We start from the raw sequence: 15,103 nt of genomic DNA, 5'->3' as shown, positions 1-15,103 counted from the left end.
TTCAATCAACTCTCGTCTTCCTGAAGCTCAACCGCGATTCGTTTTCAGCGCAGCCTTCGATTATGACTCGGTTTTGGCAACTTCGTCAAACCTTTCGGCTTTTTTCTTTGCCCGTCAGAGTGAAGCCTTCCGACCCCACCCCGATCTGCTTTCGTACATGACGTCTGCTGAGCGAAGCCCTCAAGTGTATGTCATAAACGAGGCTTTGCAAGGGAGTGAAGACAAGAAGTTCGCGCGGCGCGCGCATCGCACCCTGGATCTCGACGCCAGCAACCCTTCTCCTTCTCCTTCTCCTTCTCCTTCTCCTTCTCCTTCTCCTTCTCCTTCTCCTTCTCCTTCTCCTTCTCCTTCTCCTTCTCCTTCTCCTTCTCCTTCTCCTTCTCCTCACTGTCGCATCGCAAGCACTTCAATGACGGGGCGGCGTGGGACTGCGCCCCAGCAGGCACGCGCCATCCCACTACATATAGAGAAGGCGCCGTGGACCATGCTCTTCATGGGCTCCTGGGGCGGCGCCCACTGATCGATTTCGAGACAAAACTCTGCCGCCGCCCCCTCCGACCCAGGGAACCCTTGCCTTAGCACTCCCTCCAACCGAGTGCTAATATGTCGACCAACGAAGGAGTTTCCCCAATGACAAGCCTGTCTGGAGCCTCTATGACCCACCAACTCGCCGTCGCCAACCCCTGGTCGATGGTGCCGCCGCTGGGCAACCTGGATGCCTATATTTCGGCTGCGAACCGCCTGCCGCTGCTCACCCTCGAGGAAGAGCAGGGCTTTGCGCGCAGTCTGCGTGACCACAACGACCTCGAATCGGCCGGTGCCCTGATCCTGTCGCACCTGCGCCTCGTCGTCTCCATCTCCCGCCAGTACCTGGGCTACGGGCTGCCGCACGGCGACCTGATCCAGGAGGGCAACATCGGCCTGATGAAGGCGGTGAAGCGCTTCGATCCGGACCAGGGCGTCCGGCTGGTGAGCTACGCCATGCACTGGATCAAGGCCGAGATCCACGAGTACATCCTGAAGAACTGGCGCATGGTGAAGGTCGCCACCACCAAGGCGCAGCGCAAGCTGTTCTTCAATCTGCGTTCGATGAAGCAGGGTTTCAAGGCCGACGATGCCGCCGCTGACGGCGACACCCATCGCACGACCCTGACCGAAGGCCAGATCACGCAGATGGCGGAGAAGCTCAACGTCAAGCGCGAAGAGGTGCTCGAGATGGAGATGCGTCTCTCGGGTGGCGACGTGCTGCTCGACCCGAGCCCCTCGGACGACGGCGACGATGCCTTCGGCCCGATCGCCTACCTGGCGGACGCCACACAGGAGCCGACCGCGCAGCTCGAGTCGCGCGCCCGCGACAAGCTGTCGAGCGACGGCATCGCGACCGCACTGGAAGCGCTGGACGAGCGCAGCCGCCGGATCGTCGAGGAGCGCTGGCTCAAGGTGAACGACGACGGCTCGGGCGGCATGACGCTGCACGACCTGGCCGCGGTCTACGGCGTATCGGCCGAGCGCATCCGCCAGATCGAGGTGGCGGCCATGAAGAAGATGAAGAAGGCGCTCGCGGATTACGCGTAAGACCTTTTCCCAGAAGAACAAAGCCCGGCGTGCCGGGCTTTGTCATTTGGAGAGCGTGCGCAACGCCCGCTTCGCGATGTAGCGCGTCTCGGGCGTGTCCGACGCCGTCACCCAGCGCGCGCAAAGCGTGTCGACCCACTCCCCCTGGCTCTTGCTGGCGTCGTTGAGCCAGTTGGCCACCGAGTTCTGCACGTAGCGGCTCGGGTCGGCGCGCAAGGGCTCGAGCAGGGCCAGCGCGCGCCAGGGCTCGGTCTTGAGCGCCTCGATCTGCGCGCACCACACGCCACGCGGGCGCGTGAGCTCGCTGGCAAAGCGACGGATGTTCGGATCGGGATCGCTCACCCAGGGCTGCAACAACGCCAGCGCTTCGTCGAGCGAGGCGATGACCGCGTCGCGTACCGCCATCCATGCGATCTCGCGCACGCCGAAATGCGGATCGGCGGCAAAGCGCCGGACCGCCTCCAGTTGCGCCGGCAATGGCAGGCCCGACAGCGTGACCCATTGCGCGGCCCAGCAGCGCGCGACGTCGCTGGGGTGCGTGGCCAGCCTGTGGGCCACGGCGTCGCGTTCGCCGTGCTGCGCCGCCAGGTCGTAGAGCACGCGGGCGATGTGGCCGTGGCGCTGCATCGGCTTGAAGGCGTCGAGCATCGCCAGCGTGTCGAGCAGCCGTTCGTGCTGCGCATCGAGGCCGATGTGCCCGGCCACGCTGCGCGCCAGCTGCGGCAGCGCCAGCGCCATGAATTCGTTGAGGTTGACGGTCTCGAGCCGGCCGTCGTTGAGGGCCTGCAGCACTTCGGGCGGGATCAATGCGATGCGGAACGCGCCCTTGCGCCCCTTCAGGTGCTCGACCGAGCCCGCCGCCGTCGCCATGCCTTGTTCAGGAAGCGAGCAGCGTCTTCACGTCCGCCACCATCGGCGCCACGCCCATGCCGTAGCGCGCGTAGAGGCGCAGCCGTCCCTGCGTGTCGTAGATGTAGCTGGCGGCCGAGTGGTCCATCGAGTAGCTGGTGGGCGTCTTGCCGTCGACCTTCTTGTAGTAGGCCTTGTAGTCCTTGGCCATCGCGACCAGTTGCTCGTTCGTCGGGATCAGCGCGACGAACGAGGGATCGAAGGCGCCCATATAGGCCTTCATGACCTCGGGCGTGTCGCGCTCGGGGTCGACCGTAACGAACAGCACCTGCAGCTTGTCGCCGTCCTTGCCCAGTTGCTGCTTGACCTGCGCCATCTCGGTCATGGTGGTCGGGCAGACGTCGGGGCATTGGGCGTAGCCGAAGAACAGCACCACCACCTTGCCCTTGAAGTCCTGCAGCGTGCGCGGCTTGCCCTCGGCATCGGTCAGCGCGAAGTCCTTGGCGTAGTCCGCGCCGGTCATGTCGACGGCATTGAAGTTGGGCTTGGCCTCGGTACAGGCGGCAAGGCTGGTACCGACCAGGGCGGCTGCGCCGGCCCACTGCAGGAAATGTCGCTTGTGCATGGCGTCGTCAGAGAAGGTAGTGATCGACCAGCAGTGCCGCGAACAGCACGCTCAGGTGGATCAGGGAAAAACGGAAGGTCTTGCGCGCGAGCGCATCGGAATAGTTGCGCCACAGCGCGAAGGCGTAGCCGCTGAAACCGATGCTCACCACCACCGCCACCGCGAGGTACAGCCAGCCGCTCATGCCGTAGATGAAGGGCATCAGGCAGGCCGCGAACAGGATGAAGGTGTAGAGCAGCACCTGCAACCGTGTGAACGCGTTGCCGTGCGTGACCGGCAGCATCGGCAGGCCGGCCTTGCGGTAGTCCTCGACCCGGTAGAGCGCCAATGCCCAGAAGTGCGGCGGCGTCCAGAGGAAGATGATCAGGAACAGGATCAGCGCTTCCGGGCCGACGTCGCCGGTCATCGCGGCCCAGCCCAGCACCGGCGGCATCGCGCCCGAGGCGCCGCCGATCACGATGTTCTGGGGCGTCAGCGGCTTGAGGATCACGGTGTACACCACCGCATAGCCGACGAAGGTGGCGAAGGTCAGCCACATGGTCAACGGGTTGACGGTGAACCACAGCAAGGCCGAGCCGGCGGCGCACAACAGCGCCGAGAAGATCAGCGCCTGCCGGTCGCTGAGCTCGCCGCGCGCGGTCGGGCGCCAGGCCGTGCGCTTCATCTTGGCGTCGATGCCCTTCTCGACCAGGCAGTTGAAGGCCGCGGCCGCGCCGGCCACCAGCCAGATGCCGATGCAGGCCAGTACCGCGCGCTCCACGTCGGCCAGGCTCGGCGCGCCGGGCACGGCCAGCACCATGCCGATCAGGGCGCAGAAGACGATGAGTTGAACGACGCGCGGCTTGGTCAGCGCATAGAACTGGCGGATCACGCTGGCCGTCGAGGCGCTTTGCGGTGCGGGGGGGGTGGGAACGGGTCTGCTCATGCGGCCCCCATGGTGCCCGAACGCGGGGCGGTGCCACGCACCGGCAGCGCATTCTTTTCGCGCCGGCTCTCGCACAGCGTCCAGACCAGCACCACGGCCAGCGCCGCGGCACCGCCCGTGTGCAGCACCGCGGCGGCCAGCGGCCAGCCCAGCAGCACGTTGCCCAGGCCGGTGGCGAGTTGCAGCAGTGCGAGCCCGGCCAGCCAGCGTGCCGAGAAGCGCAGCGCAACGATGCGGTGCAGGCGCCAGGCCAGCACGCCCAGCGCGACGAACACGAGGTAGGCCATCAGGCGATGCACATAGTGGATGGCCGTGAGCGCCGCGAAGTCGATCGGCGTGCCCGCGGTGTCGACGCCCAGCTCACGCCAGATCTGGAAACCCTGGGCGAAATTCATCGGCGGCCACCAGCTGCCCTGGCAGGTCGGGAACTGGGTACAGGCCAGCACCGCATAGTTGGTGCTGACCCAGCCGCCCAGCGCGATCTGCAGTGCCAGCAACGCGGTGGTGGCGACCAGCAGCGTGCGCAGCGGCGAGGCGATCGGCACCGGACCACGCGCAGCGGCGGCCTGCCGGTAGCGCACGGCCTGGATGCACAGCAGCGCGAGCAATACGATGGCGCCCATCAGGTGCAGCGTGACGATGGCCGGGAACAGCTTGAGCGTGACCGTGAGCGCACCGAACGCGCCTTGCAGGCAGACCCAGACCAGCGTCGCGGCGGGCCACCAGGCGCTGAGCGCCTGCGGTGCGTCGGCCGCCTCGCGCGCGGACAAGCGGCGCTGGCGGCGGCGTTCGATCCAGGTGGCGACGGACAGCACCAGGATCAGCACGCCCACGCCGGTGGCGAGGTAGCGGTGCACCATCTCGACCCAGGCCTTGCTGTGCGTGACCGGGCCGGTGGGCTGCGCCGATTGCGCCATCGCGATCTCGTGCCGCGCGCCCAGCGGGCTGGCGTTGCCGTAGCAGCCGGGCCAGTCGGGGCAGCCCAGGCCCGAATCGGTGAGCCGGGTGAAGGCGCCGAAGAGCGTGAGGTCGAAGGTGAGGAAGAGCGTGAGCACGGTCAGCGCATGCAAACGACGCGCGGGCCCGGCGCCGGCGTTGCGCCGCCAGACCCAGAACAGCGGACCGAGCGCGATCAACACGCCCATGGCCATGAGCCAGGCGATGGGCGTGAGGTCGTAGAGAGACTGCGTTTCCATCACGACTCAGCGGCCTGCCTCGTCCCAGGACGACGACGCCCGCAACAAACGTCCCAGGTCGCGCTTGGCGTGGCCCGCGCCCTCGGCATCCATGCGGGCCGGAAAACGCATCATCAGGTTGCCCAGCGGGTCGACCACGAACAGATGCTCGGCCAGCGTATGGCCCGCCGCGGGCAGCAGCCATTGGGCGAGGTCGGCGGCCGGCACGCGCAGCACGGTGGCACCGTGCAGGCCGTTGTCCAGGCGCGCAGGCACCGGGGCCGCATCGCTCACCAGCCAGACGCGGTCGAGCCGGTCTTTTTCGCGGCCCAGGCTCTCGCGCAACTGGCGCTGCAGATAGAGCTGCTGCTCGCACAGCGCATCGCAGGCCGCATCGGCCACCGTCACCAGCAGCCACTGGCCCTTGAGCGCGGGCAGCGGCGTCGAGGTGCCGTCGCGCGCCACGGCGTTGAGCGCCGGCAGCGGACGCTGCGGGTCGATCAGTTCGCCGTACACGCTGCGGCCTTCGGGCCGGACCACGTAGTAGGTGAAGTAGGAAGCGACCACCGGGGCGGCGCAACACAACATCACGGCCGCCATCTTCCAGCGGCCGAGCGCGGTGCGACGCCCATCGCCGCCCTGCATGGCCTGCGTCGGCGAAGGCATCGAGTGCACGGTCAGGCCGAGCGGCTCGTCAGGAGCGGACATCACGGGCCTTGCTGCGCCGGGGGGCGATGAGTTGGAACCAGACATAGAGGAAGACGACGAGGGCCGCGAGGCCGAACCACTGGAATGCATAGCCATAGTGCTTTTCGACGCCCAGCGCGGGGGCGGGCCATTCGCGCTGCAGGCCTTCGGAGGCGGCGCCGGTCTGCTGGAGCGAGAGGTCGGTGCGCAAGGGCAGCCGGGTCTCGGCGCGGAAGGCTTCGAGGTCGAGATTCTGCCGGATGGGGGAAGACCCCACGGAAGGCTGCTGGCCCTCGGGTGCCGGCGTCGGCGCAGCCTCCTTGCCGAGTTCGAACAGATGCGAGGGCGGCGTGGCGACCAGCGCCGTCACCTCGACCAGTCCGCCGGGCGTCTCGATCGGCATGAGCTGCGTGCGGTCGGTGAAATTGCGCTGCACCCAGCCGCGCTGGATCATCACCGTCTGCTCGCTGCCTTCGATGGCGAAGGGCGTCAGCACATAGAAGCCGGGCACGCCGCGCATCTGGCGGTTGTCCAGGTAGACGGTCTGCGGCGCCAGCCAGAGGCCGCGCAGGTGCACCGGGCGGTGCAGCGCCTGCGCCGGTTTCTCGAGCGCCAGGAACGCATCCTGGTCGAGCGGCGGCAGCAGCTTCTGCGCATCGATCTCGGCCTGCAGCGCTTCTTTCTGCGCCGCACGCGACAACTGCCAGCGGCCGAGCGACACGGTGGTGGCCAGCGTCAGCACGGCCGCCAGCGTGACCAGCCAGAAGCGCCCGCGTCGGGGAGCGCGCACGGGCACGGGGGATGCGTCGTTCAGCACCGGAGGTGCCTCGCGAGGCCGATAATCGGGTTCATGAAATACGTCCTCGCCCTTGCGTTCGCGGGCATCCTGGCCAGCCTGGGCTGGGCCCTGTTCTTCATGATGAAAGACGGCCGGGATGGCCGTGCCAAGAGCGGCGGCATGGTGCGCGCGCTCACTGTTCGGATCGGCCTGTCGGTCCTTTTGTTCCTCTGCGTGCTGCTGGGCTGGAAGCTGGGCTACATCACGCCCGGCGGGCTGCCGATCGGCAAGTAGATCGTGCTCGTTCCAGGTCCACCAGGACCAGGGAGACCATGAAAAAAGCGCCTTCCGGCGCTTTTTTTTCGGACCGGTCGGAATGCTCAAAGCCAGTAGACCAGGAAGTAGAGACCCAACCACACCACGTCGACGAAGTGCCAGTACCAGGCGGCGCCTTCGAAGCCGAAGTGGCGCTCGGCCGTGAAGTGGCCCTTCTGCAGGCGCAGCGTGATGAACAGCAGCATCAGCATGCCGATGAACACGTGCAGGCCGTGGAAGCCGGTCAGCATGAAGAAGGTCGAACCGTAGGCGCCCGAGCTGAGCTTGAGGTTCAGTTCGGTGTACAGGTGGTAGTACTCGTAGCCCTGCACGCACAGGAACACGATGCCCAGCACCACGGTCAGCCACATGAAGCGGATGCACTGGGCGCGATGGTCGGCGCGCAGCGCATGGTGGGCGATGGTCAGGGTCACGCCCGAGCTCAGCAGCAGTGCGGTGTTGATGGTCGGCAGCCAGAAGGGGCCGACGGTCTGGAAGGGCTCGACGATGCCGGCCGGCGAACCGGTCACGCCGGCCGCGACGCTGGGCCAGACGGCCTTGAAGTCGGGCCACAGCAGCGCGTTGTCCAGGCTGCCGAGCGCGGGCAGCGAATGGGTGCGGGTCCACCACAGCGCGGTGAAGAACGCGCCGAAGAACATCACTTCCGAGAAGATGAACCAGCTCATGCTCCAGCGGTAGGACAGGTCGATCTTGTGACCGTACTGCCCGCTTTCGCTTTCACGGATCGACTCGCTGAACCACTGGTACAGCACGACCCACCACCACAGCAGGCCGAAGGCCAGCGAGTAGGCGCCCCATTGGTGCGCGTTGATCCACTGCCCCGCACCCAGGATCACGAAGAACAGGCCGATGGCCGCCATGATCGGGTGGCGCGACGGCCCGGGCACGAAGTAGTAAGGCGTGGTGCCGTGGGTGGTTGAACTCATATCCGTTCCTGGCTTTCTCTCTCGTTTTCGTTTCTATGGGGCAATTCTTGTCGTGGCCTCAGGCCGCAACCACGTACTTCACCAGCACGATCAGCGCGCCGACGAACACCGCCACCGCCACCAGGCCGACGGCCACGATGTGCAGCGGCGTGAGCCGGGCGATGTCTTCCTGATAGGCGCTGTTCTTGCGCACGCCGAAAAAGCCCCAGGCCACCGCCTTGACGGTGCGCCAGATGGAACCCTTGCGGGGTGCGGCAGCCGGACTCACGAGCGCGGTTCCTCGCCCACCAGCGGCGCGGCCGATGCCGTCGGCGCCGCGGGCGTCTTGCCACCCACCTCGAAGAAGGTGTACGACAGCGTGATGGTCTTCACGTCCTTGGAAATCTTGGGGTCGATCACGAAGGCGACCGGCCACTGCTTCTTCTCGCCCGAGTCCAGCGTGTACTGGTTGAAGCAGAAGCACTCGAGCTTGTTGAAGTACGGCGCGGCCTGCTGGGGCGCATAGCTCGGAATGGCCTGTGCCGCCATGCGGCGGTTCTGCGTGTTCTGGAACTCGTACATCACGGTGTTCAGCTGACCCGGATGCACCTGCATCGAGCTCTGCGCGGGCTTGAAGTCCCAGAGGCCGCGCACGTTGGCATCGAACTCGACGGTGATCGTGCGCGAGGTGTCGACCTGCGTGTTGTCGGGCACGCGGACGTTCTTGCCACCCGATGCGCCACCCGGCACGTCCAGTTCGGACAACGCCAGGATGTTGATGCCGGTCATCTCGCAGATCGCGCGATAGAGCGGCACCAGGCCATAGCCGAAGGCGAACATGCCGCAGGCGACGATCGCCAGCTTGCCGACCATGCGGACGTTTTCGCGGCGGAGGGAGGAACCCAGTGCCATGTCAGCGTCCGAACCAGGCCATGCGCGCCATGAAACCGATGAAGAACAGCACCGCGATGGAGGCCAGCGTGAGCCCCATGCGTCGGTTGCTCTTTTTCTGTTCAGGGGTCATTGCAGACAATCCGTCGTGCGGCCGTTCAGCCGATCACCTTGGTGGCGGTCGCGTCGAGCTTGGGCGGGGTTTCGAAGGTATGGAACGGCGCCGGCGACGGCACTTCCCATTCGAGGCCTTCGGCGGCTTCCCACGGCTTCGCCGCGGCAGGCTCGCCCTTGCCGCGCATGGCGGGCAGCACGACGAAGAAGAAGAAGTACACCTGTGCCAGACCGAAGCCGAAGGCGCCGACCGAAGCCACCGCGTTGAAGTCGGCGAACTGCATCGGGTAGTCGGCATAGCGACGCGGCATGCCCGCCAGACCCAGGAAGTGCATCGGGAAGAAGGTGACGTTGAAGGAGATCAGCGACCACCAGAAGTGGATCTTGCCGCGGGTCTCGTTGTACATCACGCCGGTCCACTTCGGGCACCAGTAGTAGAAGCCGGCGAACATCGCGTACAGCGAACCGGCCACCAGCACGTAGTGGAAGTGGGCCACCACGTAGTAGGTGTCCTGCAGCTGGATGTCGATCGGGGCCACGGCCAGGATCAGGCCGGTGAAGCCGCCCATCGTGAACACGAAGATGAAGCCGACCGCGAACAGCATGGGCGTCTCGAAGGTCATCGAGCCCTGCCACATCGTCGCGATCCAGTTGAACACCTTCACCGCCGTGGGCACCGCGATCAGCATGGTCGCGTACATGAAGAACAGCTGGCCCGTCACCGGCATGCCGGTGGTGAACATGTGGTGCGCCCACACGATGAAGGACAGGATCGCGATCGACGAGGTGGCGTACACCATCGAGGCGTAGCCGAACAGCTTCTTGCGGGCGAAGGCCGGCACGATCTGGCTCACGATGCCGAAGGCCGGCAAGATCATGATGTAGACCTCGGGGTGGCCGAAGAACCAGAAGATGTGCTGGTACATCACCGGGTCGCCGCCGCCGGCGGGGTTGAAGAAGCTGGTGCCGAAGTGGCGGTCGGTCAGCGTCATCGTGATGGCGCCGGCGAGCACGGGCATCACGGCAATCAGCAGGTAGGCGGTGATGAGCCAGGTCCAGCAGAACATCGGCATCTTCATCAGCGTCATGCCCGGGGCGCGCATGTTGAGGATGGTCACGATGATGTTGATCGAGCCCATGATCGACGAGGCGCCGAGGATGTGCATCGCAAAGATGCCCGCGTCCATCGACGGGCCCATCTGCAGCGTCAGCGGTGCGTAGAGCGTCCAGCCGGCAGCGGGTGCGCCGCCAGGCATGAAGAACGAGCCCACCAGCATCAGCGCGGCGGGGATCATCAGCCAGAAGCTGAAGTTGTTCATCCGCGCGAAGGCCATGTCGGAGGCGCCGATCTGCAGCGGGATCATCCAGTTCGCGAAGCCCACGAAGGCCGGCATGATCGCGCCAAACACCATGATCAGACCGTGCATGGTCGTGAACTGGTTGAACAGCTCGGGATTCACGAGTTGCAGGCCGGGCTGGAACAGCTCGGCGCGGATCAGCAGCGCCAGCACGCCGCCCACCATCAGCATGGTGAACGAGAACAGCAGGTACAGCGTTCCGATGTCCTTGTGGTTGGTCGCGAACAGCCAGCGGCGCCAGCCGGTGGGCGCGTGGTGATGGTCGTCGTGCGCGTGATCGCCGTGGGCGTGACCGTGTGGGTCGAGGACTGCACTCATTTCAATGTTCCTTGCAATTTCTTCGTCGCGGGGCGCTTGGCCTCTTGTTTAGAGCTTGGCCCGCTCGGTCTTCACTTCGGCCGGCTGCACCAACTGGCCCGTCTTGTTCGACCAGCTGTTCTTGGTGTACGTCGCGACGGCGGCGATGTCGGTGTCGCTCAGTTGCTTCCAGGACGGCATCGCGCCGTTGTTCTGGCCCTTGAGCAGCACATTGATCTGGTCGGTGTGGTCGGCGTCGAGCACCTTGGCCGAGCCGTCGAGCGGCTTGATCGGGCCGGCGCCCTTGCCGTTGGCCTGGTGGCAGGCGGCGCAGTTGGCCGCATAGACCTTCTCGCCACGCACCAGCATCTCGGGCAGCGCCCAGACCTTGTTCGGGTCGTCGAGCTTGGCGGCGGCTTCCTTGCGCTTGACGTCGACCCAGGCCGTGTAGTCGGCGGCCGAGACCACCTTCACGTGGATCGGCATGTAGGCGTGTTCCTTGCCGCACAGTTCCTGGCACTGGCCGTAGTAGTCGCCGACCTTCTCGGCACGGAACCAGGTGTCGCGCACGAAGCCGGGGATCGCGTCCTGCTTGATGCCGAACTGGGGCACGGCGAAGGCGTGGATCACGTCGTTGGCGGTGGTGATCACGCGGATCTTCTTGTCGACCGGCACCACCAGCGGGTTGTCGACCTTGAACAGGTAGTCGGCCGGGATCTCGCCCTTGGCGCCGGCATTCGACATCGCGCGGTGCGAGCTGTCGAGCGTCGAGATGAAGCCCAGGCCCTCGCCTTCGCCGGTGATGTAGTCGTAGCCCCACTTCCACTGGTAGCCCGTGGCCTTGACGGTGAGGTCGGCGTTGGTGGTGTCCTTCTGCGCGACCAGCACCTTGGTGGCCGGCAAGGCCATCAGGATCACGATGATGAAGGGCACGATGGTCCAGATGACTTCGACCACCACCGATTCATGGAAGTTGGCCGCCTTGTGGCCCACCGACTTGCGGTGCTTCCAGATCGAATAGAACATGACCGCGAACACGGCAAGGAAGATCACGGTGCACAGGATCATCATGACCGTGTGCAGGAAATGCTGTTCCTGCGCGATCTTGGTCACGCCGATCGGCATGTTCAACTGGCGCACCATCGGCCCGCCCGGCAGGTCTTCGACTGCATGCGCCGCGCCGCCGAGGACCGCGCTGGCCGCCAGCAGCAAATTCGCCGGCCTGTACTTGTTGCGCCAAATGCTCTTCATCGTGTTCACTTCTTCAATTTCCGTTTAACCCACCGGCCTGCACGGTGCGGGCCCCGTGCCGCTCAACCGCCACGCAATGCCATGCGAATCTCGCGCGCCAGCGCCGCGCGCAATTCGGGGCGCACATAGCGCCCCACCTTGACCGACCGACCCTGCCCCGACACCTCGATCAGCGAACGATCGCTGATCTGCGGCTCGACCCTCACCTGGTGCGGCAAGAACTCCGTGCGCTCGAAGCGCCCTCCGTTTTCCAGCTCGACCACCAGCCGTCCGCCCTGCAACTCGATCCGCTCTCCGTCGGTCGCGTGCCTGGCATACAGCATGAAAGCGACGCCGACCGCAATGAGCTCGATCCATGCAAACGGCAGCACCAGCGGTGCGCCGTTCAGCCAGAAACCCGTGCCGACGCCCAGCGAGATGACGCAAAGCGACGCGTAGAGCCACCCCAGCTGACTCGGGGTGACCGAGCAGTTGCGCTTCAGGAACCAGTGGATGCTCTGGCCTGAGACGGTGGCAAAACGAAACACGGAATTCGACACGGACGAGTTCGGCAGATCGGTTCTTCGACGGCCACCGCTCCCGTTTCAGCCAGGTTGGGCAGTCATCGAACGAGGGAAAAGCCCCGGGAGTTCACGCAACCGCGGATTGTAGCGGGTCGGTTGCACAATTTGACCTCGATCAAGGCCGCCCGCGCTGCAGCATCTCGCGCATCTGGCGCAGGGAAACCGCACTCTCGCCGGACAGCGCCACGCGCGGCGGCGGCTTGAAGGCATGGCCGTAGATGATTTCGAAGGTCATCGAGATGCGGCCATCGGCGGCTTGCGCGGCCGATCCGGCCAGCGCCCCGGCCAGCTCGGCTTGCCAACCGCGCCCACGCAGGCCGGCGAAGCGCGCCGGGTGCAGATTGCGCCCCAGCCCGCGCAATTCGGCGAACGCCGCCTCGGGCGTGGCCCAGGTCAGCACGATGCGTTCCATGTCCATGATGGGCTCGGCAAAACCCGCGCCCACCAGCATGTCGCCCCAGTCGTGCATGTCGGTGAACTGGTGGCAGGCGGGCGGCCAGCCCAGCGTTTCGTACAGCGCGCGCAGCTCGCGCAGCGTGTCCGGTCCGAGACAGGAGAACATCAGGAAACCGTCGGTCGCCAGGTGCCGATGCCACTCGGCGATCAGCGCCTGCGGATCGGCCGCCATGTGCAGCGCCATGTTGGCCCACAGCAGATCGACGCCGCCTTCGGCTTCAGGCGGGGCCTCGACGCGGGCGCGCACGCCCTGCCAGCGGCGCGCGCTCCACCAGGGGGTGTTCAGGGCTTCGGCGGTCCGGGCCGCCAGCGCCGCATCGGGCTCGATCACATAGGGCTGCGCATCGCGGTAGCGCCGCGCCACCAGCGCGTGCGCCTCGAGCCCGCCGCGCAGCGGCGACCAGTCGGCCCAGCGCTTGGGCTTGGCGGTGATCCATTGCAGCCGGTCCTCCATGCGTCGGCCGATCTCCTCGTGCAGCCAGGGCGAACTCGGCACGGCCGGCAGTCGGGCCCACCTTGCGGCGGCCGGTGTATCGATGGTCGGCGGGCGCTGAACGGGATCGGTAGGCATGGGAAGCTCAGTATATTGAGCGATGCGTTCCAGCCTGGCCACACGGCCTTTCTCGTCTCTGCTAGGGCGACTGCCCAGCCAGTGCGCGGTGTGCCGCGCCTGGCCTTCGCAGCCGGTCTGCGACGCCTGCGTGGCGCGCTTCGCGCCACCGACACCGCGCTGCGCCCGTTGCGCCCTGCCGCTGCCGGCCGGGGTCACGCACTGCGGCGAGTGCGTGCGGCATCCGCCACCGCTGGACGCCTGCCTGGCCGCCTGCGCCTATGCCTGGCCCTGGCCGGGCCACATCGGCGAATTCAAGTTCCAGGGCCAGACCGGCTGGGCCCGGCCCTTCGCCACGCTGATGCGCAGCGCGCCCTGGGTGGAGCCGGCGCTGGAAGCCTGCGACCTGCTGTTGCCGATGCCGCTGTCGACGGCCCGCTTGCGCGAGCGCGGCTTCAACCAGGCGCTTGCGCTGGCACGGCGCCTGGCGCCCCGCAAGACCGATGCGACGCTGTTGCTGCGCACCCGCGACACGACGGCGCAGAGCGGGCTGACCCGCGCCGAGCGCCTGCGCAACCTGCGCGGTGCCTTCGCGCTCGAGCCACTGCGCGCGGCCGAGATCGAAGGACGGCGCATCGTGCTGCTCGACGACGTGATGACCAGCGGAGCCTCGCTGTTCGCGGCGGCGGCGGTGCTGCGCGCGGCCGGCGCGGCGCACATCACCGGCCTGGTGCTGGCCCGCACCGATCCGCCGCACTGACGGCGGCCCCGGGGCCGCGACAATCGGCCCCATGTTCCATATCGTCCTGGTCGAACCCGAAATCCCGCCGAACACCGGCAACGTGATCCGCCTGGCGGCCAACACCGGCTGCACGCTGCACCTGGTCGAGCCGCTGGGCTTCTCGATGGACGACAAGCTGCTGCGCCGCGCCGGCCTCGACTACCACGAGTACGCGGAAGTGAAGCGCCATGCCGACTGGGCCGCCCTGCTGGCCAGCGAGGCCCCCGCGCCCGAGCGCATGTTCGCGCTGACCACCCGCGGCACCCGGGCGGTGCACGACGTGGCCTTCCAGCCCGGCGACTGGCTGGTCTTCGGCTCGGAGACCCGGGGCCTGGCGCCCGAACTGCGCGACAGCTTCGCGCCGCCGCAGAAGCTGCGCCTGCCGATGCGCGAAGGCCAGCGCAGCCTCAACCTGTCGAATGCCGTGGCCGTGACGGTGTTCGAAGCCTGGCGGCAGAACGGCTTCGGCTAGTTCGGCTTACTTGAAGCGCCGCACCACCGACTCGGCCACGCAGGCCGGCTTGGCCGCGCCTTCGAGTTCGATCGTGGTTTCCCAGACCATCTGCAGGCCCTCGCCGGCGATCGGCTCGGCCGACAGCAGCTTCATGCGGCCGCGCAGCCGGCTGCCGACCGGCACCGGCGTCATGAAACGCACCCGGTTCAGCCCGTAGTTCACGCCCATGCGCGACTCCACGACGTCGAAGGCGTTCTCGTAGAACTTCGGCAGCAGCGACAGCGTGAGGAAGCCGTGCGCGATCGGCGCGCCGAAGGGGCCGGCCTTGGCCCGCTCGACATCGACGTGGATCCACTGGTGGTCGCCGGTCGCCTCGGCGAACTGGTTGACCTGCGCTTGGGTGATGGTCAGCCAGTCGCTCACCGCGACTTCCTGGCCAACACAGGCGGCGAGATCCGCCAGGGTCTGGAATGTCTTTTTCATGCGACGCACTGTACGCCGGCCCCTCGCGCCCGCGCTGTCCGCGCGGCGAC

Annotated in this window: 20 protein-coding genes; 4 read left to right on the top strand and 16 right to left on the bottom strand. The window is 66.7% G+C overall.

Annotated elements, in window-relative coordinates; all coding sequences use genetic code 11:
- Positions 1-191 precede the first annotated feature (191 nt).
- On the bottom strand, positions 192-401 hold the full coding sequence (locus tag K0H49_RS14960; RefSeq protein WP_219213916.1) for a hypothetical protein: 210 nt from the start codon (positions 399-401) through the stop codon (positions 192-194).
- A gap of 229 nt (positions 402-630) precedes the next feature.
- On the opposite strand from K0H49_RS14960, the gene rpoH reads away from it, so the two are divergent.
- Positions 631-1,575: an RNA polymerase sigma factor RpoH gene (rpoH, locus tag K0H49_RS14955; RefSeq protein ID WP_219213914.1), complete on the top strand. Its 945-nt coding sequence runs from the start codon at positions 631-633 to the stop codon at positions 1,573-1,575.
- 42 nt (positions 1,576-1,617) lie between these two features.
- Here rpoH and K0H49_RS14950 read toward each other — a convergent pair whose 3' ends face one another.
- From K0H49_RS14950 to K0H49_RS14925, 6 genes are read right to left on the bottom strand one after another with little or no spacing between them, the layout of a single operon-like run.
- A complete protein-coding gene (locus K0H49_RS14950; RefSeq protein WP_219213912.1) occupies positions 1,618-2,445 on the bottom strand; it encodes a DNA alkylation repair protein in 828 nt (275 codons plus the stop codon).
- Between the two features lie 7 nt (positions 2,446-2,452).
- Positions 2,453-3,049 (bottom strand): SCO family protein, encoded by a 597-nt coding sequence (locus tag K0H49_RS14945; protein WP_219213909.1) that lies wholly within the window; start codon positions 3,047-3,049, stop codon positions 2,453-2,455.
- A gap of 7 nt (positions 3,050-3,056) precedes the next feature.
- Entirely contained in the window at positions 3,057-3,974 is a 918-nt protein-coding gene (cyoE, locus tag K0H49_RS14940) for a heme o synthase (protein WP_219213907.1), read from the bottom strand.
- Positions 3,971-5,173, bottom strand: coding sequence for a COX15/CtaA family protein (locus tag K0H49_RS14935; protein ID WP_219213904.1), 1,203 nt, complete (start codon positions 5,171-5,173; stop codon positions 3,971-3,973). The genes cyoE and K0H49_RS14935 overlap by 4 nt, the downstream gene beginning before the upstream one ends.
- Positions 5,174-5,176: 3 nt before the next feature.
- Positions 5,177-5,857 (bottom strand): hypothetical protein, encoded by a 681-nt coding sequence (locus K0H49_RS14930; RefSeq protein WP_219213900.1) that lies wholly within the window; start codon positions 5,855-5,857, stop codon positions 5,177-5,179.
- Positions 5,844-6,632, bottom strand: a complete 789-nt coding sequence (locus K0H49_RS14925; protein WP_374122361.1) for an SURF1 family protein — start codon at positions 6,630-6,632, stop codon at positions 5,844-5,846. Before K0H49_RS14925 ends, K0H49_RS14930 begins: the two co-directional genes overlap by 14 nt.
- A gap of 54 nt (positions 6,633-6,686) precedes the next feature.
- On the opposite strand from K0H49_RS14925, the gene K0H49_RS14920 reads away from it, so the two are divergent.
- The gene (locus K0H49_RS14920) at positions 6,687-6,908 is read left to right on the top strand and encodes a twin transmembrane helix small protein (protein WP_183027119.1); all 222 of its coding nucleotides are present in this window, start codon (positions 6,687-6,689) and stop codon (positions 6,906-6,908) included.
- 86 nt (positions 6,909-6,994) lie between these two features.
- On the opposite strand, the gene K0H49_RS14915 is transcribed toward K0H49_RS14920, so the two are convergent.
- From K0H49_RS14915 to K0H49_RS14880, 8 genes are all read right to left on the bottom strand, one after another.
- Complete coding sequence (locus tag K0H49_RS14915; protein WP_219213897.1) at positions 6,995-7,876, bottom strand: cytochrome c oxidase subunit 3; 882 nt, start codon at positions 7,874-7,876, stop codon at positions 6,995-6,997.
- A 58-nt stretch (positions 7,877-7,934) separates the two neighbouring features.
- Complete coding sequence (locus K0H49_RS14910) at positions 7,935-8,144, bottom strand: DUF2970 domain-containing protein (protein WP_183027117.1); 210 nt, start codon at positions 8,142-8,144, stop codon at positions 7,935-7,937.
- Complete coding sequence (locus K0H49_RS14905) at positions 8,141-8,767, bottom strand: cytochrome c oxidase assembly protein (RefSeq protein WP_219213894.1); 627 nt, start codon at positions 8,765-8,767, stop codon at positions 8,141-8,143. Before K0H49_RS14905 ends, K0H49_RS14910 begins: the two co-directional genes overlap by 4 nt.
- A gap of 1 nt (position 8,768) precedes the next feature.
- Positions 8,769-8,879, bottom strand: a complete 111-nt coding sequence (locus K0H49_RS14900; RefSeq protein ID WP_219213891.1) for a cytochrome oxidase small assembly protein — start codon at positions 8,877-8,879, stop codon at positions 8,769-8,771.
- Between the two features lie 25 nt (positions 8,880-8,904).
- Positions 8,905-10,536 (bottom strand): cytochrome c oxidase subunit I, encoded by a 1,632-nt coding sequence (gene ctaD / locus K0H49_RS14895; RefSeq protein WP_219213888.1) that lies wholly within the window; start codon positions 10,534-10,536, stop codon positions 8,905-8,907.
- 48 nt (positions 10,537-10,584) lie between these two features.
- Positions 10,585-11,766, bottom strand: coding sequence for a cytochrome c oxidase subunit II (gene coxB, locus K0H49_RS14890; protein ID WP_219213885.1), 1,182 nt, complete (start codon positions 11,764-11,766; stop codon positions 10,585-10,587).
- 62 nt (positions 11,767-11,828) lie between these two features.
- Positions 11,829-12,305, bottom strand: coding sequence for a DUF2244 domain-containing protein (locus K0H49_RS14885; RefSeq protein WP_219213882.1), 477 nt, complete (start codon positions 12,303-12,305; stop codon positions 11,829-11,831).
- A 139-nt stretch (positions 12,306-12,444) separates the two neighbouring features.
- Positions 12,445-13,356, bottom strand: coding sequence for a methyltransferase domain-containing protein (locus tag K0H49_RS14880; RefSeq protein WP_219213880.1), 912 nt, complete (start codon positions 13,354-13,356; stop codon positions 12,445-12,447).
- A gap of 22 nt (positions 13,357-13,378) precedes the next feature.
- On the opposite strand from K0H49_RS14880, the gene K0H49_RS14875 reads away from it, so the two are divergent.
- Together K0H49_RS14875 and trmL are read left to right on the top strand one after the other, a co-directional pair.
- Positions 13,379-14,095 (top strand): ComF family protein, encoded by a 717-nt coding sequence (locus K0H49_RS14875; RefSeq protein WP_219213877.1) that lies wholly within the window; start codon positions 13,379-13,381, stop codon positions 14,093-14,095.
- Positions 14,096-14,126: 31 nt separating this feature from the next.
- Positions 14,127-14,588: a tRNA (uridine(34)/cytosine(34)/5-carboxymethylaminomethyluridine(34)-2'-O)-methyltransferase TrmL gene (gene trmL, locus K0H49_RS14870; RefSeq protein ID WP_219213875.1), complete on the top strand. Its 462-nt coding sequence runs from the start codon at positions 14,127-14,129 to the stop codon at positions 14,586-14,588.
- Positions 14,589-14,594: 6 nt separating this feature from the next.
- On the opposite strand, the gene K0H49_RS14865 is transcribed toward trmL, so the two are convergent.
- Entirely contained in the window at positions 14,595-15,053 is a 459-nt protein-coding gene (locus tag K0H49_RS14865; protein WP_219213872.1) for a MaoC family dehydratase, read from the bottom strand.
- Positions 15,054-15,103: the final 50 nt, after the last annotated feature.

The sequence above is a fragment of the Variovorax boronicumulans genome (genome assembly GCF_019352895.1).
GTDB lineage: Bacteria > Pseudomonadota > Gammaproteobacteria > Burkholderiales > Burkholderiaceae_C > Variovorax > Variovorax boronicumulans_A.
This window is presented reverse-complemented; position numbering and strand designations above follow the sequence as displayed.